21 protein-coding genes are annotated in these 23,105 nt (G+C 31.4%); 9 read left to right on the top strand and 12 right to left on the bottom strand.

Translation table 11 applies throughout. The features are described from left to right. Positions 1 to 30 precede the first annotated feature (30 nt). The 5 genes from tfrB (at position 31) to glyS (ending at position 6,174) form a co-directional block, all read left to right on the top strand. A complete protein-coding gene (gene tfrB, locus MRU_RS03330; RefSeq protein ID WP_012955457.1) occupies positions 31 to 1,557 on the top strand; it encodes a fumarate reductase (CoM/CoB) subunit TfrB in 1,527 nt (508 codons plus the stop codon). 131 nt (positions 1,558 to 1,688) lie between these two features. Then, entirely contained in the window at positions 1,689 to 2,480 is a 792-nt protein-coding gene (locus tag MRU_RS03325) for an RNA methyltransferase (RefSeq protein WP_012955456.1), read from the top strand. Between the two features lie 240 nt (positions 2,481 to 2,720). Beyond that, positions 2,721 to 3,596 (top strand): DUF362 domain-containing protein, encoded by an 876-nt coding sequence (locus MRU_RS03320; protein WP_012955455.1) that lies wholly within the window; start codon positions 2,721 to 2,723, stop codon positions 3,594 to 3,596. A gap of 77 nt (positions 3,597 to 3,673) precedes the next feature. Further along, the gene (gene dcd / locus MRU_RS03315; protein WP_012955454.1) at positions 3,674 to 4,261 is read left to right on the top strand and encodes a dCTP deaminase; all 588 of its coding nucleotides are present in this window, start codon (positions 3,674 to 3,676) and stop codon (positions 4,259 to 4,261) included. A 200-nt stretch (positions 4,262 to 4,461) separates the two neighbouring features. After that, a complete protein-coding gene (glyS, locus tag MRU_RS03310) occupies positions 4,462 to 6,174 on the top strand; it encodes a glycine--tRNA ligase (RefSeq protein WP_012955453.1) in 1,713 nt (570 codons plus the stop codon). Between the two features lie 290 nt (positions 6,175 to 6,464). Here glyS and MRU_RS03305 read toward each other — a convergent pair whose 3' ends face one another. Both MRU_RS03305 and MRU_RS03300 read right to left on the bottom strand, forming a co-directional pair. Beyond that, the gene (locus tag MRU_RS03305; RefSeq protein ID WP_012955452.1) at positions 6,465 to 7,283 is read right to left on the bottom strand and encodes a helix-turn-helix transcriptional regulator; all 819 of its coding nucleotides are present in this window, start codon (positions 7,281 to 7,283) and stop codon (positions 6,465 to 6,467) included. Positions 7,284 to 7,514: 231 nt separating this feature from the next. Then, positions 7,515 to 8,327 (bottom strand): helix-turn-helix transcriptional regulator, encoded by an 813-nt coding sequence (locus tag MRU_RS03300; protein ID WP_012955451.1) that lies wholly within the window; start codon positions 8,325 to 8,327, stop codon positions 7,515 to 7,517. Between the two features lie 940 nt (positions 8,328 to 9,267). Here MRU_RS03300 and MRU_RS03295 point away from each other — a divergent pair. Continuing rightward, a complete protein-coding gene (locus MRU_RS03295) occupies positions 9,268 to 10,023 on the top strand; it encodes a TatD family hydrolase (RefSeq protein ID WP_012955450.1) in 756 nt (251 codons plus the stop codon). A 266-nt stretch (positions 10,024 to 10,289) separates the two neighbouring features. Here the strand turns inward: MRU_RS03295 and MRU_RS03290 are convergent, their stop codons facing one another. The 3 genes from MRU_RS03290 to MRU_RS03280 all read right to left on the bottom strand — a co-directional run bounded on the left by MRU_RS03290 (position 10,290) and on the right by MRU_RS03280 (position 13,000). Next, positions 10,290 to 10,703, bottom strand: coding sequence for a cell division protein SepF (locus tag MRU_RS03290; protein ID WP_012955449.1), 414 nt, complete (start codon positions 10,701 to 10,703; stop codon positions 10,290 to 10,292). A 492-nt stretch (positions 10,704 to 11,195) separates the two neighbouring features. Beyond that, a complete protein-coding gene (locus tag MRU_RS03285; RefSeq protein ID WP_012955448.1) occupies positions 11,196 to 12,287 on the bottom strand; it encodes a radical SAM/SPASM domain-containing protein in 1,092 nt (363 codons plus the stop codon). A gap of 86 nt (positions 12,288 to 12,373) precedes the next feature. After that, on the bottom strand, positions 12,374 to 13,000 hold the full coding sequence (locus tag MRU_RS03280) for a TetR/AcrR family transcriptional regulator (protein WP_012955447.1): 627 nt from the start codon (positions 12,998 to 13,000) through the stop codon (positions 12,374 to 12,376). Between the two features lie 369 nt (positions 13,001 to 13,369). Here MRU_RS03280 and MRU_RS03275 point away from each other — a divergent pair, with 369 nt between their 5' ends. Next, positions 13,370 to 14,035 carry a DUF2225 domain-containing protein gene (locus MRU_RS03275; protein WP_143714294.1) on the top strand — a complete coding sequence of 222 codons (666 nt, stop codon included), beginning with the start codon at positions 13,370 to 13,372 and terminating at the stop codon, positions 14,033 to 14,035. A gap of 234 nt (positions 14,036 to 14,269) precedes the next feature. Here the strand turns inward: MRU_RS03275 and MRU_RS03270 are convergent, their stop codons facing one another. The 3 genes from MRU_RS03270 to MRU_RS03260 form a co-directional block, all read right to left on the bottom strand. Then, on the bottom strand, positions 14,270 to 14,818 hold the full coding sequence (locus tag MRU_RS03270; protein WP_012955445.1) for a hypothetical protein: 549 nt from the start codon (positions 14,816 to 14,818) through the stop codon (positions 14,270 to 14,272). Positions 14,819 to 15,016: 198 nt separating this feature from the next. Further along, on the bottom strand, positions 15,017 to 15,355 hold the full coding sequence (locus MRU_RS03265; RefSeq protein WP_012955444.1) for a DUF3795 domain-containing protein: 339 nt from the start codon (positions 15,353 to 15,355) through the stop codon (positions 15,017 to 15,019). A 370-nt stretch (positions 15,356 to 15,725) separates the two neighbouring features. Next, positions 15,726 to 16,211 (bottom strand): hypothetical protein, encoded by a 486-nt coding sequence (locus tag MRU_RS03260; RefSeq protein ID WP_012955442.1) that lies wholly within the window; start codon positions 16,209 to 16,211, stop codon positions 15,726 to 15,728. 342 nt (positions 16,212 to 16,553) lie between these two features. Between MRU_RS03260 and MRU_RS03255 the strand changes: the two genes are divergently transcribed. Continuing rightward, a complete protein-coding gene (locus tag MRU_RS03255; protein ID WP_012955441.1) occupies positions 16,554 to 16,910 on the top strand; it encodes a hypothetical protein in 357 nt (118 codons plus the stop codon). A gap of 95 nt (positions 16,911 to 17,005) precedes the next feature. On the opposite strand, the gene MRU_RS03250 is transcribed toward MRU_RS03255, so the two are convergent. The 4 genes from MRU_RS03250 to pyk form a co-directional block, all read right to left on the bottom strand. Beyond that, a complete protein-coding gene (locus MRU_RS03250; protein WP_012955440.1) occupies positions 17,006 to 17,503 on the bottom strand; it encodes a Panacea domain-containing protein in 498 nt (165 codons plus the stop codon). A 96-nt stretch (positions 17,504 to 17,599) separates the two neighbouring features. Beyond that, complete coding sequence (locus tag MRU_RS03245) at positions 17,600 to 18,217, bottom strand: class I SAM-dependent methyltransferase (protein WP_012955439.1); 618 nt, start codon at positions 18,215 to 18,217, stop codon at positions 17,600 to 17,602. Positions 18,218 to 18,525: 308 nt separating this feature from the next. Further along, complete coding sequence (locus MRU_RS03240) at positions 18,526 to 20,016, bottom strand: sodium-dependent transporter (protein WP_012955438.1); 1,491 nt, start codon at positions 20,014 to 20,016, stop codon at positions 18,526 to 18,528. 92 nt (positions 20,017 to 20,108) lie between these two features. Then, positions 20,109 to 21,515, bottom strand: a complete 1,407-nt coding sequence (pyk, locus tag MRU_RS03235) for a pyruvate kinase (protein ID WP_012955437.1) — start codon at positions 21,513 to 21,515, stop codon at positions 20,109 to 20,111. A gap of 393 nt (positions 21,516 to 21,908) precedes the next feature. On the opposite strand from pyk, the gene MRU_RS03230 reads away from it, so the two are divergent. Next, positions 21,909 to 22,682 carry a DUF4013 domain-containing protein gene (locus tag MRU_RS03230; RefSeq protein ID WP_048812398.1) on the top strand — a complete coding sequence of 258 codons (774 nt, stop codon included), beginning with the start codon at positions 21,909 to 21,911 and terminating at the stop codon, positions 22,680 to 22,682. The last annotated feature ends 423 nt before the right edge of the window (positions 22,683 to 23,105 follow it).

Raw genomic sequence — 23,105 nt, 5'->3', positions numbered from 1 at the left:
ATTTTTAAGACAATTTACATGGGGATTGCTATGATAACAGTTTATGTAAAGAGATTCGATAGCGAGAAGGATGAGGAGCCTCATATCGAAGCTTACGAAATTGAAGAAAGCCCAGGAATGAAAGTGCTAGATGCATTAGAAGAAATCAACAGAAAATATAATGCAGACATTAGCTTTAGAAGCTCATGCAAAGCAGGACAATGCGGATCATGTGGAGTAAAGATTAACGGAAATGGCGCACTTGCTTGCAAGGCCCAAATAAAGGACAATAGATTAATTGAACCATTGGATTTCCCAGTGATTAAAGACCTAGTTGTAGATAGAAGCTCTGCAGATGAAAAGGTAAAGCAATTGCAATTAAGCCTAAATTGCGATGATGAGACTGCACATGAGAAATTAAATCCTAAAGATATTAAGGACACTAAAAAGGTCAGAAGTTGCATTGAATGCTATACCTGTCTTTCAACCTGTCCTGTTGTAAAGCACTTTAAGGAAGACTTCCTCGGACCATATTACTTAAGATACCTCTCTAAATTTGATTTTGACCCAAGGGACGAATCAGACAGACTTATTGAAGCATTAGACAGCGGAATGTACAACTGTACAAGCTGCGGCAAATGCGGTTCAATCTGTCCTAAAAGCATTAACAGCTTTGGAGATGCAATAGAAAAGCTTAGAGCAATGGCTTATGCTAGGGATTTAGGACCTCTTGATGCCCATAAAATGTTTAGGGAAAATGTTGTAGCAAGCGGAAGGTCTGTAAGCAAACCTGAAGAGCCATTCATTGAAACAATCCATAAGAAATGGGATGAAGAAGGCAAATATTATACTGATGACGAAAGCAATGATGAAAACAAAAATAAAGAAAAAGTGGCCTTATTCACTGGCTGTATGGTAGACTACAGAGCACAGGAAGTTGGATATGCCTTAATAGATGTCCTAAAGGCAAACAATATTGAAATAGACATTCCAGAAGGCCAAGTATGCTGCGGCTCACCTCTTCTTAGAACAGGACAAGTAGATGCTGTCCAAGAGCTTGTAGATAAGAATAAGGAAGTCTTTAAGGATTATGATAAAGTAATTACAATCTGTGCAGGCTGCGGAGCCACACTTAAAAACGACCATCCGAAATACGGCTCAAATCTCAATGTAGAGGACATAAGCGAATTCCTTGTAGATAAGCTCGATACAAGCAAGATGAAGCCATTGAACACTAAAGTAACTTGGCATGACCCTTGCCACTTATCCAGAGGCCAGAACATTAAAGATCAACCTAGAGACATAATCGAAATGATTCCAGGAGTCGAGTTTGAAGAGCTTGAACTTCCTTGCCAATGCTGCGGTGCAGGAGGAGGAATCAAGTCCGGAAGACCAGACATTGCATTGGAACTTGCTAAAGACAAGGCAGAGATGGTTAGAGTTACCGGTGCAGATTATGTTACTACAATCTGTCCGTTCTGTCAAATAAACTTACAGGATGGTTTAAATGCAATTGGTCTTGATAATGTTAAGACATTGAATCTTATTCAATTGCTTAAAATGGCTTATGATGAATAAGCTGTTTTAATAAATTTTTAAAAAAAAACAATAAAAACAATAAAAACAATAAAAATCAAATCATAAATCTTGATACGATTCAATAAAGAATTATAACCCATTTATTCAAAAGAAAAAATCCAAAAGATAACATGAAATACAAAGATAAAAAATCAGAGAGAGGAAAAGTAAAGGAAATAGTTGAAGATGAAGAAACTATAAGACTTAAAGAAAACATCTATGTTGTCTTTGTAGAATGTGAATCTCCTGGAAATGTTGGATTTTTAGCAAGAACCATGGGAAACTTTGGATTGAATAAATTAGTCCTAATCAATCCCTGCACACTTAAGGAAGAAGCTTATTATCAAGCCACCCATGCAAGGGACACTGTAGAGAATGCAATGATTTATGACACTGTAGGGGAATTTGTCAAAGACAAAAAGATTGACTTCATAATAGGATCTACCGGAGCTCCCGGAGGAAGCTATAATATTTCAAGAATTCCATTGAAGCCTGAAGAGCTAGCAAAATCAATGAATTACAATGATAAGATAGCGATTCTATTTGGAAGGGAAGGAAATGGACTGACCAATGCAGAAGTGGACATGTGCGATTTGATTGTAAGCATTCCAACCGATCCAAGCTATCCGATTATGAACATTTCCCATGCAGCTGCAATAATCCTTTATGAAATCTTTAAAAACAGGAATGAGTTTCCAGTGCAAGGCCTGGAAGAAAGCACAGCAATCGAGAAGGAATATCTTATCAAGGATATGGAAGAACTCATCGATAACTTAAACATTCCAGAACATAAGAAGAAAAATGGATTGAAAGTATTCAAGAACATTGTAAATAGGGCTTTCATTACAGGAAGAGAAGCCCATACATTAATAGGTATTTTAAGACGTTTAAATTTAAAAATAAAGCATGGAGACGAATATTAATTTTTAAAAAAAGAGAAATAAATACTTTTAGCAATGAACTTGGACTAAAAAAATAAATAAAAAATTTGAATAAAAAAAACTGCAAAAATTAAAAAAAATAAAAAACTTGAATTGAATAAGATTAATAACATATATCAAAAGAAATAAAAAGAATAATGGAATTAATATAATAATATAAATGTAATATAAGCAAATAATAGACATATAATAAACACAAGGTAATTTATAAGGGGTTAAACAATGAGGAAAGGATTTTACGAAGATATCAGTACATTTTTAGTGAAACATACATTTCACACTCGTTTTTTCCTTTCAAGATTAACTAAAAAATCTAAAATTGCTAAAAAAATCATAGATAGACTTCTTTTCCAAGGTGACGAAGTTTATGTTCTTCCAAACAAAAATACAGTACAAAAAACAAAATCTGCCACAATCTCTGCAAACATTGAAGTCAACCAAAGCTTCCAGAAAGACGATTCCGAATTCGTTCCAAGCGAAATATTAAAAATTGCAATTAGAGAAGCTTCAGACATTGTCATAATGAACAAATGCCTTTGCAGAAGCTCTAATGATTGTCAAGACTATCCTCAAGACTTGGGATGCATATTTTTAGGCCCTGCAAGCAGAAAGATAGCCTCAAAATATGGAAGAAGAGCTACTGTAGAAGAGGCATTGGCACATGTTGATAAAGCAGATGCAGAAGGATTGAGCCACGTTATTGGAAGAAATAAGATTGATACCATATGGATGCATGTAAGCCCTAAAGAAGAGTTACTGACCATCTGCCATTGCTGTCCATGCTGCTGTCTATGGAAAGTACTTCCAGACTTGGACAATGATATTAGCGATAAGATCATGAGACTTGAAGACGTTGAAGTTCATCCAATAAGCGACAACTGTAAAATGTGCAAAAAATGTTTAGGGGATGACATTTGCTTTGGCGGTGCAATCAGCTTGGAAAACGACAAGATAACTATAGATCAAAACAAATGTGTAGGATGCGGACACTGTGTTCAAACCTGCAAATTCAATGCTATTGAGTTAAATTATACTCAAAAATCAGTTGATTCTGTTTTAAATAGAATTGGAGAATTAGTTGATTATAAGAAACATTAATTCTCTTTTAAACTTATTTTACTTTAATTAAAAAATCTTAAATAAATTATTCTTATAAAATTAATAGAGGCTAAAGAATGGCTATTTTAAGTGACAGAGATATTAAAAAATACTTAAATGAAGGCAAAATAACAATTGACCCTTTAGAAGATGAAAAGCAAATACAGCCGTCATCTGTTGACATGAGACTAGGGGATGAATTCAAAGTCTTTAAAGTTATTAGAAAACCTTTCATTGACCCTAAAGACCCAGAAGACCTTGCATCCTATATGGAATCCACAATAGTTCCAGAAGGAGATGCATTCATCATCCATCCAAACGAATTTGCCCTTGCAACCACATATGAATATGTAAAAATCCCAGATGACCTTGTAGCAAGAGTTGAAGGGCGTTCATCAATGGGAAGACTGGGAGTTACCATGCATGTGACTGCAGGCTTTATTGACCCAGGATTTGAAGGGAGAATCACCCTTGAAATCTCTAATATTGGGGCAATGCCAGTGGCATTATATCCGGGTCAAAGAGTATGTCAGCTTGTATTTGAGACAATGACTTCTCCATCTGAATTGCCTTACGGCCATCCAGAAAGAAACAGTAAGTATATGCGTCAAAGAAGACCAGAAAGCAGTAGAATTAAATTTGATTATGAATTAAATGAAAAATAAATCAACTGAACGTAAAGATTCAGAAAAAAAATAATCATAAAAAAAATCAACTGAACGTAAAGATTCAGAAAAAAATAATCATTAAAAAAAAAACGTTAAAATAAAGATAAAAAAAAACGTTTTAAAAAACCGTAAAAAGAATACTTAAAAGCCAAAATCTATTAATTAAATAAAAAAATCACATTTATGGAGATATACTAATGAATCATGAAAAAATGTCAAACATAGCAAGAAAAAGAGGATTTTTATGGCCGTCCTTTGAAATCTATTCCGGAGTGTCTGGATTTACCGATTACGGACCTCTCGGAGCAAGCCTAAAAAACAACATCATGCAAAAATGGAGAAAGCAATACATTGCAGGAGAAGGCTTCCACGAAATAGAAGGACCTACCGTAATGCCTAAAGAGGTATTAAAAGCCTCTGGACACGTTGATAACTTTACAGATCCAATGACAAAATGTAAAGACTGTGGAGAAGTCTTTAGAGCAGACCACATTATTGAAGAAGCCATTGGAGAAGACGTAGAAAGCCTTGAAAATGAAGAGATGGATGAAATCGTTAGAAAAAATGATATCAAATGTCCAAGCTGTGGCGGAGAGCTTGCAAATATTTGGAATTATAACTTAATGTTTAAAACCGAAATCGGAGCAAAAGGAGACAAAGTAGGATATATGAGACCTGAAACCGCTCAAGGAATATTCATTCTATTCAAACGATTGTCCAGATTCTTTAAAAATAAGCTTCCATTCGGTGCTGTCCAACTTGGTAAAGCATATAGAAATGAAATCTCACCAAGACAAGGAGTCATCCGCCTTAGAGAATTTACACAAGCTGAAGCGGAAATCTTCCTAGACCCTAGAGACAAGACACATCCTAAATTCAGCCAGATTGCTGATGAAATCTTATATCTATCATCTCAAGATGTTCAAATAAACAATAAGGAAACCTTGGAAATCACCGCTCAAGAAGCTCTTGATCAAGGAGTGGTATCCTCTGAAACATTAATCTACCAATTATACCTTGCAAGAAAATTCCTTAAGGAATTAGGCATTCCAGATGAAGTATTAAGATTCAGACAACACCTACCTGGAGAGATGGCACACTATGCACTTGATTGTTGGGATGTAGAATGCCTAACTGACCAATATGGTTGGGTTGAAATCATAGGTATTGCAGATAGGGGAGATTATGACTTAAAAGCACATACAGAGTTCAGTAATGAAGAGTTAAGCATTTACATTGAATATGATGAACCAAAATTAGTCAAAAAGACCATTGTAAAACCTAATTTAAAATTATTCGGACCTGCATTTAAGGGAGACTCTCCTAAAATAAAGACATATATTGAAAATCTCAGCGATGAAGAGGTCATAGAACTTAAGGAAAAAATTGAAAGCAAAGGAAAATTCACCCTTGAGCTAGACCAAAGCTTTGAAATCCTCAAAGAGCATCTATTGTTTGAGGACATTGAAGAGGAAGTCAAAGGAGAAAGAATCATCCCTCACGTTATTGAACCTTCATTTGGTATTGACCGTATCCTTTATTGCACACTATTACATTCATTCAAGACAGAAGAAGATGGTTTCGATAAGGAATACTTTAAATTTGCTAATGAGATTGCTCCAATACAAGTCAGCGTATTCCCATTGATGAATAGAGATGGCCTTGGAGAAATAGCAACAGAAATTACACATAACTTACGTGAAGCTGGATTTACAGTAGATAATGACACTTCAGGAACCATTGGAAAAAGATACGCTCGTGCAGATGAAGTAGGTGTTCCTATAGCCATAACTGTTGACTACGATACAAAAGAAGACGATACAGTTACCGTGAGAAATAGGGACACTGAAGAACAAGAAAGAGTAAAAATTGAAGACTTAAAAGAAGTCATTGAAACCAAATACCTTTAAAATTAGGGTCTTTAAATAAGAACTTTATAAAACTTTAATTATAAGTTTTTATGATAATTTAAAACTTTAATTAAGTTTAAACAGGCATAAGACAAATACAAAGTTATTGATAAATTCAATAACTTTATACTTTTTTTATTTTTTAACCCATAACAATTTAAAACTACTATTTTTGCAAATAAACGATTAAAACAATTGAACTATTCTTTTGAAAAATAAAGAATTAAAAGAATTTAAACTATCTTTTTAAGAAATTAAAGAATTTGAACAAGTCTAAGCCATTTAAATTTTTACAAAACAACCACATTAGAATTGTCCAAAAAGTAATCAAACATTATTTCTGCCCATTTAACACCATCTGGAGTATTATTGAAAATAGTTTCAGAATCATCAAAGAATCCATCCTTATCAAATAGATTCAAAGACATGAATTCATCGCTAAATGTTAAAAATAAATTTAAATCCCCAATATATTTTCTCAAAATAATTTTTCCACCTTTGGATAGACGTATAATCCTCCTATAATATCTGGATTTCTTAATTGAAGTGAAAACTTCCTCATCCACTATCAATTCCAAGTCATGATCGCTTCCAACAGTTTTTAAAATCATCTCCAAATATAATTCAGAAAATATAGGCAAAATAATCTTAATGCTTTTGGAATTCTTTATATTCTTAAAATAATCCCTAATCGGCTTTTCCATATCAAGCTTATCACTGCATATATAAACGGAATCCTTAATGAGATATGCATTTTCTACAAATTCGCTTGGAAGACCGTCTATAAAATGATTCTGCCAGAATTCTGGATTTGACTGAAAAATATATAGATTCTTACACAGCTTATCCAATGCCAAGCCATAAATAAAACCTTTCGAAGAGAGACAATAATATTTGGAATCCTTTGAAATTAAATTAAAGGCTTCCAACTCACTAACTCCATGCAAGATTGTAGCAGAACTCTTTCCTAAATTCGATCTCAAGGAACACAAGCGAGAAGAAGAATTCACTAAAGTCAACAAAAGATCTGTTCTCATAAAAGAGCTTAATAAGAAACGCATGATTCTAAAATTTTCACTATCCAATTCAAAATTAATATCACCAATCATTATCATACCACCGTAAAAGACCAAAAACTACCAAACCACCAAAAAGTGCCAAAAAATATCAAAACACCAAAATAACCAAAAAGTAGCCAAAAAGTGCCAAAAACTACCAAACCACCAAAAAGTGCCAAAAAGTGCCAAAAAGTGCCAAAAACTACCAAACCACCGAAAAGAACCAGAAACTACCAAACCATAGTAGCTCAAAAAAAACCCAAAAAAGAATAAAGAGATTTTTTATAAACTTCTAAGGTCCACAAGTTCTGCTTTTTTATCATATGATTTGAAAATATTATATGCCCATTTAATGGCATCCTTTTTATCTGAAACCAATAATCTGCTTTGGTCATAGCTTCCATCTCGTTTAAAGAGACCAATAGAAACCCATTTATTAGAAATAGCCAAAGCAAGCTTAACCTCATCGTCAATGAACTTTATCGAAAGAGCATTCTGCTTAATCGAGCTTCTAACCAAGGATTCTCCCACACTCTTGATAAATCGTCGACAGATTACTCTTGGAACCAATATCTCTATTTTTGAACCATTGGAAAGCAATGTTCTAATCAATCTAGGATATTCAGGATGCAAATAAGGGAAAATGACCTTTAGAATATCTGAATCCTTAAATAGATTTCTAAACTCCTCATGAGTCTTATAGATATCTGTAGGTCTGCTTTGAATAAGCTTAGAACCTTCCAGCTGTGAAATCCTCTTTAAATATTTGCTGGATAATGCCCGAACATCATGATCCAACCAGAAGTCTGAGAAATTATTTACCGTATTTATTGTATCATGAAACTCCATTAAGGAAATCAGGTAAATTTTACCAATATTTGTCAATCTGAAGTTATTTTTATCAATCTTCTCTACAAATCCTTCATCCGTAAGCTTATAAACATTAGAGGAAATAGAGCTATAGCTTACAAAGGAACTATTTTTAAAGTCTGCTAAACTGAATGGCTTTTTAGACAAATAAGCCAATATTCTCAATCGAATCTCTGAATTATTCAAAAATCGCAATTGCTCTTTTACATAATCGTGATAATACATCTTAATTCTTCTCCCTAATTTTTTAAAAAAAAACAAAAAATAATCTGAAAATTTATCAAACTTTAAAAGGCCAACAGTTTTAAGAAATAAAATAAATTCCTAAAAAATAAAGAAAATACTTGCAGTAAAATAATCTCCATATAAAAAATACCCAAGTTTAAATAAATCCCTAACTAAAAAGATAGCTAAAAATTAACAAATCAAAGATTTCAAACTCAAAAACTATTAAAATGCCTTCATCATAAATCATCTAAAAAATCACATAAAAGCCATAAAGCCTCTATTATGCCTTAGAACAATTAAGATTACGAATCATCTAAAATTATTGAATAAAATCCATATAATCTAAATTAAATTTATTAAATTATTAAAAATTATACTAAATAAATCAAGATACCTACAAAAACTAAATTTAATCAAGTATAAATCCTCATAATAATTAACTTAGTTAATAATATAAGCGAGTGAAAATATGAATTTTTTAAATAATTAAGAAAATTAAAGTTTGATAAAAAATCAAATTACTTGATGAAAAACAAATGTTCGAAAGTACTGTTTTAAAAAAAAATTCCAAAACAAATACATAATTAATAATTTTCATTAAGTTATATAAAAAACTTTCTAATTGAGTCAAAATTGCTACAAAAGTGAAAGAATTTTGATGTGAAAGTAATAACTTTTTACATATCTAAATTAATATTGATGTAAAGATGGTAAAATTTACTAAAATGAATTCAGTATTGATGTAAAGATAGCAAAATTTACTAAAATGAATTCAGTATTGATGTGAAGATAGCAAAATTTACTAAAATAAAGGCAATATTGCCATATGACAAATAATTTAACTAATCCCCTATAAGAAAATAAACATATCAGTAAAAATTAAGAGAAATAAAAAACAAAATAATAATTAAGATTAAAGTTTAAAAAAAGGGATACCATGATAGATACACATATGCATGCAGACGCAAGAAGCAGTGAAGACTTTGAAAAAATGTTTATTGGCGGAATTGATACAGCAATAAGCTGCTCATACTACCCATACAAAGTAAATAATGCCGAAATACTCTTAAACCATTTAAATAGAATATTGAACTTTGAACCTAAAAGAGCCATGGAATATGGCCTTGAATTAAAGATTGCCTTAGGAATTCATCCGGCAAACTCAATTAAAGACAATGAAATAATATTCGACTCATTAAAAGAATGGATAGACAACAAAGACATAATAGCAATTGGAGAAATTGGTCTTGATGAAAACACAGAGCTTGAAAAGGAAGTCTTTAAAAAACAATTAGAACTTGCTGAAGAGACAAAATCAAAGGTAATTGTCCACACACCAAGAAAAAACAAATTAGAAGTTTTAAAAGACATTAAAGAGATTGCACTTGAAAATATCAATCCTAAGCTTGTTGTAATTGACCACATAAACCTTAACACCATTGAAGAGATAATTGATGATGATTTCACCATAGGATTAACCGTCCAACCGCAAAAGATGGAAGTTGAAGAGGCCATTGAGATTTTGGACAAATATGACTTTGATAAGTTTTTATTAAATAGTGATATAAGCAATAAACCATCAGATCCTTTATCTGTTCCAAAGACAGTAAGAACATTGAAAAGACTTGGATATAAACAAGATAAAATTGATAAAGTGGCTTTTAAAAATGCAGAAAGCTTTTTTAACTTGTAATTTATTAAAGCCATAAAGATAAGAATAGTCTTGTGAAAAGCAGCCCATTATTGAAAATGAGTAAATACTCATAAAAAAAAGTTGGTTATTAACTAAATTCTATAAAAAAACAGCAAATTGTCTAAAAAGAATAAAAACTATAAAAAAACAGCAAATTGTCTAAAAAGAATAAAAACTATAAAAAAACAGCAAATAAACTAAAACAATAAAAATTATTAAAAAAATGAAAAAAAGAGAAAAGAATAAAAAATATGAGTACAACTCAATTACTCTTTTCTAATCAATTTAACTCTTGCAGGAGTCACAATAATTAAATTTTTATCATCAGATTTAGAAAGCAAGATAGCTTCAGCATTATATTGTTGTCTTAAAACTTTTAATTTTTCTCCTGCTTGTTTAAATTCAGCTGCACCTTTCTTTTCCATGAAACTTAAATCCATAATCACAGGATTGTTCTCTTCTACAACTTGATCAAAAATATAATCCATATCATCAACAGATTTAGGTTTAATTAAGATGATTTCCATAAAAGCCTTTGTTTCTGGAAATTTATAGGGAATCAAAATTCCTTCAAAAAATGGGTCCGGTTCACCATTATAACCTTCATCAAAAGTATATCCACTACCATATTCTCCTTCTTCAAAGCCTAAACTTTTCTTTAAATTGTCTGTAAAACTCATTTTAACTCTTCCCTTGTTTAATAAAATAAAATTATAAATTTAAATATCAAATCTTAAAAATAAAATTAGAATTAACGAAATTAATAATAATAGAAATTTAAATTGTCAAATATTAAAAAATTAAGTTAAATCTTTTAACGATATTATTAATAATTATGAAATTCAACTAATATAAAATTTTTCATTAATTAAAGTTTATATTAAGACTATGTAGTTAATCATATAAAAAACTTACAAAAATTATAAAAAAACCATTTTATTTTTATATAATCAATTATATTTAGTTAACTTAAATATTTACAAAATATATTATAATATGGTGTTTCTTATGAAAATCTCAAGAATAATTGTATTATTAATGATTCTAATCTTCACTGCAGGAATGGTTTATGCAGTAGATTTAAGTGAATTTAAACTTAATTTAAGTTTTAAATTCTCCTCCCCTTAAATCTTTTTTTATAAAATTTTCTTTATTACTATAATTTAAACTAATCAATTATCAAATAAACTTTCTACTTCTTCTTTATGTTCAAATAGAACGCATCCCCCTTCATGATCATCCAGCAAAAGACCACCATCCCTAAGGGATCTAAACAAGTTTGATTCCAAAGCTTCCAAAAGAGAAGTCTCACACACATTTATATCTGAATAAGGTGAAGCGGGACAAGGTTCAGCCCCTCCATGGGAATTAATATGGAAAAATCCTCTTCCAGCTGCAAGGCAACCTCCAGATTCCTTTTCATCTCCAGGGAATGATAAAAATAGCATATCTGAATAATCACTGCGCAATTCATCAAGCTCACTTAGCAATAATTCCCTTTCACTGTCGCTTGGAGCCAAATCAACTGTTTCCTCATTAACTGGAACATATTCAATGAAAAAGACCACCTTGCATCCCAAATCATGCAGCTTTTCAATATAGTCCCTTGAAAGTAGGGAAGAGATATTTCCTTTTGTAAAGGTAAGGGACGCTCCAAATACAATATTCTTTTTCTTCATTGTCTCCATAGAATCCATCAACTGTTTATAGACTCCAGAGCCCCTTCTTGAATCAGTAAGCTTCTCATCCCCCTCAATAGACAATATAGGAACAAGGTTTCTGTTTTTATCCAATAATTTCAAATAATCCTCATTTAACATGGTTCCGTTTGTAAATATTGGAAATAAAATTTCAGGAAATTTACTTGCTTTTTTTATAACATCCTCCCTAATCATTGGCTCTCCACCTGCAAGAACTATGAAACTTATTCCAATATCTCTTGCCTGTTTAAATATATCTTCCCAATCATCAGCTGAAAGCTGATTTAAGGGAGCCTCATCACTACAGGAATTATTTGCTCTAGAATAACATCCTACACAATGGAGATTGCAGGAACTTGTTATGCTTGCTATAAGGAAAACTGGAATATTCTGGCCCTTTTTGCTATATTCCCTTCTGATTTCACTGGCCTTTCTAGCGTGCTTTGCAAACTTGGCCAAATATAAGCCTTCCTTTGGATTCTTTAATGTGGCTTTAAAGGCATCCTTTAAGATGACTTCAACCCCATTAGCCAAATATTCTTGAATGTTAAACTTAGAATCCATAAACTTCCCTCCAAATTATTTTAAAAATGCCCTCCATTATTTCACCTCGAGAGAACATATCAATTTCATTATAAATTTATTAGACATTATTTCACCTTCACACAATCCAAAAGAAACCTTGCATGCTCTTCAGCTTGCTTAAAGAAGTCATCCAAACAGCTCTCTGGAATGTCATCATACTTTGCACAGATTTCTAAAAGCAAAAAGATTGGAAAGCTATAATACTCCTTAGCAAGTAACTGCGGATTGGAATCTGCACGAATTATCCCTTTTTCTTTTAGAATAGCAAAAAAGTTCTCCCAAAATATCAATGGCTTAAGAAGCATTTCCTTTTGGAAGAAATTCCTTATCTTTTCATTATAATGCATTTGTATAAAAATCAGCTTCCAAATCTTAAGGTTTCTTTCCTCTTTAAACATCCCCCTTATGGCTTCAGAGCCCATATGATAAAACAATTCAGGGTTTTCAATCAATACATCATTATCTTCGCTTAAGACAAGCTCTTTACTGTTGATTAAATCATCATATTCGAAAAGATCTGTAAAATATTCAAATATATCCATTAATATTGCTTCTTTAGAGGAATAATGACTATATATTGAGCTTTTTTTAATTCCCACCTCTTCTGCAATTTCTCTAAGTGAGACAGAGTCGTATCCTCTTTTTGAAAACAGATCTAAAGACACATCAAATATCTTTTCCTTAGTGTTCATGTTACCTACCTACCGTTCGTTAGGTATATTTTATAAGTCCTAGTATATAAAATTATTGTATCAAATAGTTAAAAGCCACAACATATAATGCCCAAAAAAATAAAAGCCACACCTATAATAGCCAAAATAGTTAAAAACCACAACATATAATGCCCAAAAAAATAAAAGCCACACCTATAATAGCCAAAATAGTTAAAAACCACTACATATAATGCCCAAAAAAATAAAAGCCACACCATATAAATTTAATCCATAAAAATCATAAAAACTTAATTTAATTATAATAAAAAATCAAATTAAGAAAACTTTATAAGCAAGCATGTCTATAATCAAGGTACATATTTAAAAACCACTTAAAGGAGAGATAAATTGACCACTATAAATGAAATACCAATCAAATGCCCCGTCTGTAAAGAGGAGTTCAATATGACTGTGATCATGAGCACTAACACCATGGGCTATGCAGATTTGGATTTAAGACCTGCTGAAATGCAAAGAAGCACAATGTACATTTCCATAAACGAATGCCCTAATTGCGGATATGCTGAATTTGACTTCTCAAGAGAACCTAAAATCAAAAGAGAATATCTTGAGTCAGAAGAGTATCAAAGCTGTGAGGGAATCGAATTTAAATCAGAACGTTCAAAGCCATTCTACAAAGCTTATCTGATTAATAGAAAAGAAGAAAACACCCAAAATGAACTTAATTTTTTAATGCATTCCATTTGGTCTTGTGATGATTCCGAAGATTGTGAAAACGCTAGAAAACTTAGAAGAATTGCATGCCAATTGCTTGAAACCATTCTTAGCAATATTGAAAAACATAAAGAATGGGCAGATAAGGACACTTTAATGCTCATGAAATCTGATTTGATGAGACGTGGGGAGATGTTTGATGAATTGATTGAAGAATACGAGACTGTTTCTTTTGAAGATACTCTTTTGAATAATATAAATCAATTCCAAATCAAAAAATCTAAAGAAAAGGACAGTGCCAGATACACCATTGGAACTGTGATAAGCCTTTATGGATAGTTCTAAATTAAAAGCAGCAAAGAAGAAGGAAAATCCTTAAAATCAAAATAAGATATAAAAAATAAAAATTCAAAGATTCCATTAAAAAATGGAATCAATTCTCTTTTTTTTCAATTGAATATTTAACCATCTTTTTTAAAAAAAAAAACAACTATTTTTACTTAAAAAGAAAAAGAATCAATTTACCCATCAAAAGAAATTTAGACAATAAAAAAAAGACTATAAAATAATCAATCAGATTTCAGGATAGAAATCTATATCATATCCTAAAAGCTCCATGATCTTCAGCTCGTCTCTAGCATCAATAATCGCATTATGGCTTTCACAGTAGTCCTCAATTCCCAAAATCTGAAGCATTGGCTCAACTCCATAACCTCTTCTCAATCTTCCAGTCTTGAAGCAGGGCATATGATTTGGAATGGATGGATTATGCTGTTTATAAGCTGCAACCTTCATTATATCACGCCAACAAAAGTCAGAAAGCTCAGGCAAATGACGATTATCAAAAGAAGCATTATATGCAAACAAATCATCAACACCATTGGAATCAAGCAAATACCTTAAATCGTCAATGGCATCATTCCTATGCTTTGTCAGAATCTCATGACTTGTAACTCTCATTGATTTTGAATACATGCCCCCTACTGCCTCTGCCTTAGGCAATATGTAATGGCGAGAGTCTGTTCTTTTAAAATTCTTGCATCTGGCGATTAAAACACCGATAGACATTACTTCATCATTCCAATTTGTTTCAGTGTCGATAACTGCAAATCTCCTAGACATTAAAAACCCCTTAATAATTCTAATAATAGTTATTTTGATTTAGTGATTAATAAAAATACTTATTTAAAAAATCCATTTTAATAAAAAAAAAAAATAATTATTTGAAAATAATACTCCTTTGAATAAAAAGTTATTTGAAAATAATACCTCTTAAATAAAAACTTATTTGAAAATAATACCAATTTGATAATAAATTAGCTAATAATGATGTTTTAAATTTTTATAAGCATTATCATTGTTTTCAAAGATCATCACTAGTTTTTCACAGCCCTCCATTTTATCACAGTCTGCACAGGTATCATAATTATTCTCCAAAGCACATTGGCGTATAGGACACATAAAATCACAAAATGGAGTCTTTACCCCTTCAACTCTACATCCCATACAATTAATCATTTCAGGACTGATTTCAACATTATTGAGCTCACTCCAGTGCTTAGCAACTTCCTCACGGAGTTCATCATCATCATTAATTGTTGCAATATAAGCTTGACATAGCTCACAATCCAAACCACAAAATCCAATAAGGTCTTTCATATTCCCACCCTCCTAGATTATTTAAAAAATATTCTTAATCCTTTTTCAGGAATTACATTATAAAATATCTGTTTTTCCTATTTTATAATTCTTTTTGGAATAATTTCTTTTCATAAAAAACATCATAATGAAAACAATTATGCAATACTTTTTACTATAAGAATAATTAATTTTAGCCATAATTATTTATACCATCAATCATCAAAACAATTGTTTAATTAAACCAGAAATGAATATTTTAATAGATGTATGAAAATTTGATAAAATTAATAAATGAAATACACATGATATAATCTAAGTAGAATAAAAAAAATAGTTTAAAATTTTAAAAATATATAAAATGAATTAAAAAATAAAAAAACCAAATTAACTATGCATCCTCAACCACTAGAACCTGATTAATCAAATCCTCATTTGGAGCGGATATAGACACCACCTTATTATCAAATACATAAGAAAACTTAGTGGAGTTTCCATCAGAGCCAATAAAACCTGGATAGCCAAGCAATTCCTTCTTTTGGCAGCCTTTGCAAATCATGCTAAGAATTGGCAGATTTGCATCAAAATTATCAAAATCCACAACAGAAATTACTATCTCCTCACCTTTAGGATTCCCATAAACTTCCCTATTTAAAATGGATGAAAAGACTCCTGAATTTCTTGTCTGATTTGCAATGGATTTATCCTCAATTCTTTCAAATCCATCTGGAATGTTAAAATCGGCTCCTTCAAGTATAATAAGTGAATCTGGATTATAACCCCCAGTAGAAATCAAGTCACCAGCACTAACTGAACTAGCTAAAAAAATAGCTAAAACAGTTAAACCTAAAATAACTAATATTTTTTTAGAATCCATAAGATCACCTAATAAATTTTTAAGAATTAAACTAATTGCGCAATATAAAAAAAGAACCAATTTAGTTAATTCGTTAATTTTTATATTTACTTTATTGGTTTTATGTTTTTCTAAATTTTTTTTAAATCTTAAAATTTGAAAATCCTTTTACAAAAGGAATGATAAAACCTTGATAAAACCTTGATTAAAACAAAATATTTATTTCACTTATAAATCCTAAAAATAAATTATCATATAATTAAATAAAGAATAGGATTAATGAAGTATAAAAGAAAAAATAACTAATTATATAAGCAGAATCAATAAGATAATTAAAATAAGAACTAAAAATAGGAGATTTAAATGTTAGACATACCAAAAGAAGACCCTCAAGTTAGAAGATTCATTAAACTAGTTAAAGAAGAGGGATACAGTTATGAAAAAGCTTTAGAAGAAGTTGGAGCAGACTATATCGATGAGCGAGATTGGGAATATTTCGGATTCAATCAAAGAGAAGGAGATTATAGGGACTTTTATAATTTAAGACATCCTCCTAAAGAACATCATTACTTATCAGGGTCCAATTCATCATCAGGGTCCAGTTCAAATAAAAGACAGTCCAGCAAATGGGATGATTTAAAATGTTATATGAGTGTTTTAGGCCCATTGATAATAATCTTTGCAATAGCAATTCTTTGGGGAGTTTTTAAAGGAGGGTAAATAAAAAAAAAATAAAAAATTAACAAAAATAAAAATAGACCTGTTCCTTTAAAATCAGATAAAATGAATAGATAGGAATTAAAGGATTTATTTAACTAATCGTCAGTTCTCTTTGAATATTGTAAACTGCGGCTAAAAACAAGATTATAGTCAATACTCCCATTATCATGAGCCTGCTTTACAGGCATATCCTTAAGAGAGTATTCTCCAATCATCTTTCCATTCATATGGCTTAAATCCTTAATGACTTCATCAATGACAGCTAATTCATCTTCTTTTAAGTCTATCTCAGGCTTTTCCAATGAGAAATACCTGTTCATAAGCTTGCCGCAAGGCAATCTCCTGTTCTTTAAAGAGATCTTCTTTTCATCAATCAATTCCTCAACAACAGATTCAAAATGAACTGGCACAGGACCTCTAGCTAATTTTCTATAGCATTCATTGGTTAAAGACTTATTATAAAGCTCAAAATAATTAAAGTCTGAAAAATATAGCAATTTATGAAGAACTGTCCTTCCAACAGTATTTTTAATTCCGCATTTGTAAATGATGTACTGCAAGACCATCTTGAATTTTTCCTTATTGAAATCCATTTTATCCCCTATTTAATTAATATGTGCAATTAATTAATTAAAACTAACTATGAAACAAACCTAATAAATTATCCATTATTTCAATATTAATTACAACTATTTTTTCCCAATAACAACTAAAAGATAAGTATTTTCCTTGGTAAATACATCAACTCTTTTAAATCCCGCATCAAGCAAATATTCTTCAAGCTCATTAGCAGTATAGACATTTATTCCAGCAATGGTATCAATCCATTCCTGATCTTCGGGATTTGTTCCATCGGTTCCTTGGGCTATCATAAATTGTCCATTTGGCTTTATGATTCTTTTAACTTCCTTAAATGTTTCAACAAGATTAGGCCAGAAAAAGATTGTAGAAAATGCTGTAGCCAAATCGTAGGACTCATCCCCAATTGGCATGTCAGTAACATCCCCTAGGATTACATTGCATCTTCCACCATCTACTGAAGTCTGATTTCTTTTGATTGATTCGCTAACAGACACATCAGAGTAATCAAGGCCATCCACATGTCCGTTAGTCACATTTAGGAATTTTTCTATGTTTACGCCGCCCCCGCAGCCAATATCAATTATATCATCATATGCACCGAGATTGACACATTCAAATGCAAATTCAGAGATATTTTGATGCTCTTCGTTCATGCTTTCAATTATCTTAATTCCTTCCTCGCCATGAGGTTTCATATATTGGTCTATTAATTCTTCTTCACCCATATTAAATAATTAATAATTTTTTATATATAATTATTACTACTTGATTTGTTTAAAGCCTTTAGAAAGCAGATTTAGTAAAAATAAGCAATAGAATAGATTAAAATAGAGAATAAGAATTAGAATTAATATTATAAAAAAATAAGAAGATAAAGAATTAGAATTAATATTATAAAAAAATAAGAAGATAAAGAATTAGAATTAATATTATAAAAAAATAAGAAGATAAAGAATTAGAATTAATATTATAAAAAAATAAGAAGACAAATAATTAAAATTAAGAAATAAATAATTTAATACATTAACCCAATTTACTTAATCCTCTCTTCGGTTTTAAACCATTCATCAGTTTTTGCTGGCCTGATTGTAAATATAAATGCAAATATCAATAATATTGCAAGCAATACTCCTAAAATCACTACAAATTCAGTTGAACCCATTTTTATAAGATTATATAATTCTCCAATCCAGATTACAGTTAAAAGGATTGGGCAAATATATTTAACAAGGATTAACCACCATCTTCCAAGTTTTAAAAATCGGCTTTTAGCATTGAAAAAGTCCACCAGCCTTTCAGCCTTGAATACCCATGCAAAAAGGATGGTTTGAACAATCACTGAAAACAAAACCATAATATTATTTACAAATATGTCTGCAATGCTAAGCAAATAACCTCCAGCTGAAGTGGCAAAGACCATTGAAGCCAGCCCTCCAACAATGCATAAAGCGGTTGTAGCCTTTTTCCTTGAAAAAGCGAACTTGTCCTGAATGGAAATTGAAAGCACTTCAAAGGAGGACAATATGCTTGTGACTCCTGCAACATAAACTGTAAAAAAGAATAGTGGCCCTAAAATCAAAGCGACACCTCCTAAAATATTAAACACTTTAGGATATGCAACAAAAATCAGTGTTGTGCCTTGTGATACAAGCTTTGAAACAGCAACTCCAGACTCAAGGGACATATATCCTAGAATTGAGAAAACCCCTAATGCTGCAAAGTTTTCAAAAAGACTATTAGCCAAAACAACACATAATCCACTTGAAATCAAGTCTATGTCCCTTTTGGTATAGCTTGCAAATGTAAATCCAGCCCCCATTCCCAAGCTCAATGAGAAGAATATCTGACCGAATGCAGCCATCCATATGCTATAATTGTATAAAAGGGACCAATCAGGATCAAACAACTCAGCAAGACCAATGGATGCTCCAGGCAGGGTCAATGAAAAAGCAACAATCACTATCATTATAACAAAAAGCATTGGAACAAAGTATCGGGCAACACGGCCTAAGCCTTCATCCAAGTTCCTATGGGAAATGAACCATATTATGAGCCATATGAAAATCATTGAAATGGCAATGACTGGAATGAAGTTTAAAATGCCACTTATTGAATCTGCAGACTGCAATAGGGAAACTGTTAAAAATGTATTTGGATCTGATCCCCAGCCCTTAAAGAAGCTTAGGATGAAATAGATTCCATCCCAGCCCAATATGGTTGAATAGTAAATTGTCATAATAAAAGTGACAACAGGAAGAATCCAACCATAAAATTCCAATTTAGGCTTTATTTTTACGATAGCCTTTGTAAATGAGGACTTATAGTTATAGACGACCCCATATTCTAGAATGATGAGAGGAATGGCTAAAACTAAAATTGCAATTAGATAAGGAATGTAAAAGGCTCCGCCTCCATTTGAATAAAGCACATATGGATATCTCCAGATATTTCCCAATCCAACTGCAGAACCAATCATTGCAAGTACAAATGCAAGATTGCTGCCCCATTCATTTTCATTAGCCATATTATCATTCCATTGATTAAAAAAAGGAAAAAAAGAATTCTAAGTGATTATAGCAAATTAAAGTCTAAAAAAGCATAATACTCATTATGCAATCAATCGATTTCCAATATCCTTAAGGAATTAGTATTTCTAGTCTTACCTAATGGGAATCCTCCTGTGACCACTATAAGATCGCCTTTGTTTAAATCAAATTCCATTTTAGCAATATCCACCACATTATCAATCATTTCATCAGTATTCTCATAAATGTCAGTTATTACAGCCTTTACTCCAAAATTTAAAACAAGCTTCCTTGCAATGTCATTAGATGGACAGCAAGCTAAAATTGCAGAGCTTGATCTCAAATTGCTGATTTTGCGGGCTGTAAATCCAGTCAAAGTAGGTGTGACTATTAGCTTAATGTCTGAATATTCGCTAGCTCCTATGACAAGCTTGGCGATTGTATCGCTGATAGCCACCTTTCCCTTGTAAAAGGTATGCTTACTATAGTCAATGGTCGATTCCACATAATTGCATATACGATCCATCATTTCAACTGCATGGACCGGATGCTTACCGATAGTTGTCTCTCCAGAGAGCATTACACAATCGGTTCCATCCAAAACGGCATTTGCAACATCTGAAACCTCAGCACGGGTAGGTCTAGGGCTTTCATACATTGAAGCAAGCATCTCTGTTGCAACAATGGCAAACTTGCCCTTTTCACGACATTTTCTGATGATGTCCTTTTGAATTATAGGCAAATGTTCCATTGGTACCTCAACCCCCAAGTCCCCTCGAGCCACCATGATTCCGTCAGATTCATCAATTATCTCATCAAGATTCATAAGGCCCATGCGACTTTCAATCTTTGAAATGATAAGGGCATCTCCTCCGGCGTCCTCCACAATTTTACGAGCTGCAATTACATCTTCCCCTGAATTTACAAAAGAAAGGGCCAAATAATCACAGGAATGCCCTGCTGCAAAGGATATGTCCTCCTTATCCACATCACTTATAAAATCAAGCTTCAAGTCAACACCAGGGACATTGATGGTCTTATGATTTAGAATCTTTCCATCTCCTAAAGCCTTCAATAGCACATAATCCTCTTTCTTGTCAATGACTTCAAATTCCAAGAGAGCATTGTCGATTAGAACCTTGTCGCCCACGTTTATAAAGTCGATTGCTTCTTTATGATTGACTCCAAATTCCTCTTTATTACCTTGTATGCAAGTCTTGCTCATCTTAATGGTGTCCCCTTCATTAAGCAGCACACCTCCATGCTTAAATTCAGAAGTCCTAAACTCAGGCCCTTTTGTGTCATACATAATTGCCAAAGGCACATTGCATATCTTACGCACCTCATTAACCACATCTATTATCTTTAAAATATCCTCTTGATTAGCATGAGAGAGATTGATCCTGGCACAATCCATCCCCATCTCAACCATATCACTCATAACTTCAACTGAATCAGATGCAGGACCTACACTAGCTATAATTTTTGTCTTCTTCATAAAAACTCTCCATAGAACTTAATCTGAAATAAGCAAATAGGCATTAAATAATAAATAAACCTTAATAAAGAAAAATTATTAAATCCCTCTTAAATAATTCTTAAAATAAGCGTTTTGAATATTAAGAATTAATTCATATAAATATTATGTTAATACTCATTATATAATTCTTATTAAATCAATCTGGATAAATCATATTGTTTAATCTTTAAAATCACCAAAACCAAAATCCCACATTCATTTTTTTAAACATTTAGATAGGAAATTATGAATTTCATAAATTAAAACTAGAAATTATCAAAAATTTAATTAGACAGTTCAGATAAAATTAAAATTAGTGAAAAATATCTTAATGATGAGAATAATGAGATAAATTAATTTTAGGAGAACAATATGCCAAATCAAATGCTTAAAGGTTCAGTCAGATATTGTACTGAAAATAAAACCTTATTTTTAATCGTATTCATCCAATTTTTAATATTTGAATGCATAACAAATAAAGTGGGTGGAATAATGAAAACCACCTCAGTGATAGTCCTTTTAGTTATTTTAGGCTATGGATTAAAGGTTACTCAAGACGTAATCAATGGAGGCACCAGTCTGCCTAAGATAAGCCTTAAGGAATTGCTCAATTTCGGAGTGAAAGGAACCATCGTATATACATTCTATCTGACCATACAAGCTTCCCTTTTAGGTTTGATTTCCCTAGCAATGAATTTCCCTGAATTTGAATTGGAAGAGATGATTCTAAATCTTCACGAGACCATAGAATTGTTTTTTGAGCATGATCCTATCAGCTTCATACTATTTATCATATTAGGACTTCTCATTGTCTATGGAACAATATTCTTTATGGAAATCGCTCTTGCAATACTAGCAGATGGGGAAACACTAAAAGCAGCATTTGACTTTAAAAGAATCAAAAGAACAGTTGAAACAATCGGTTGGAAGGAATATGCTGAAGACTATACAAAGATTGTAGCGGCTGTTGTTATTTTAGTATTTATCAATGGATATTTCCACTCTTATGGTTGGATAAGCATTATAATAGGAGTATTGACTGATATTTTGGCATTTACAGTGGAATATCGTGGAATTGGAAATATTTATAGAGGATATAAACAGAAGATAAATCAAGAGACAGCCCTCGAGGATACAAGCAATTAAAAGATTATAATAATTTAAAAAAAGATTATAATTGAATTATCCGAACGATTAATCGAAAATAATTCTAAAATAGTACAAAAACTAGTAAAAATAGTCAAAAAAAGCATAAAACTTCCTGTTTAGAATTCAAATCTAAACAGGCAATCAAATAGGAAATTAATTCCCATAATCACACAAAAAAATCTTTGCGAATTTTTTAATAAGTCATTTAAAAATATAAATCAGCTATAAAATCATCAAATTTTTGAAAAAACATACCCATATCTCCTAAAAAAAGCATCATTTCACCTCCAAATAATTTAATCAACAAACAATATATGATCTAATCAAATAAAATATAGGCATACATGGTTAAGAATCAATAGATGGTAAAAATGACCATCTACCAATTCAATAAAACACAAACACAATATTTATTTTATT

This window comes from Methanobrevibacter ruminantium M1, from assembly GCF_000024185.1.
Classification (GTDB): Archaea; Methanobacteriota; Methanobacteria; order Methanobacteriales; family Methanobacteriaceae; genus Methanobrevibacter; species Methanobrevibacter ruminantium.
Note: the sequence above shows the minus strand (reverse complement) of the source record. Positions and strands in the feature narration are given on the sequence as shown.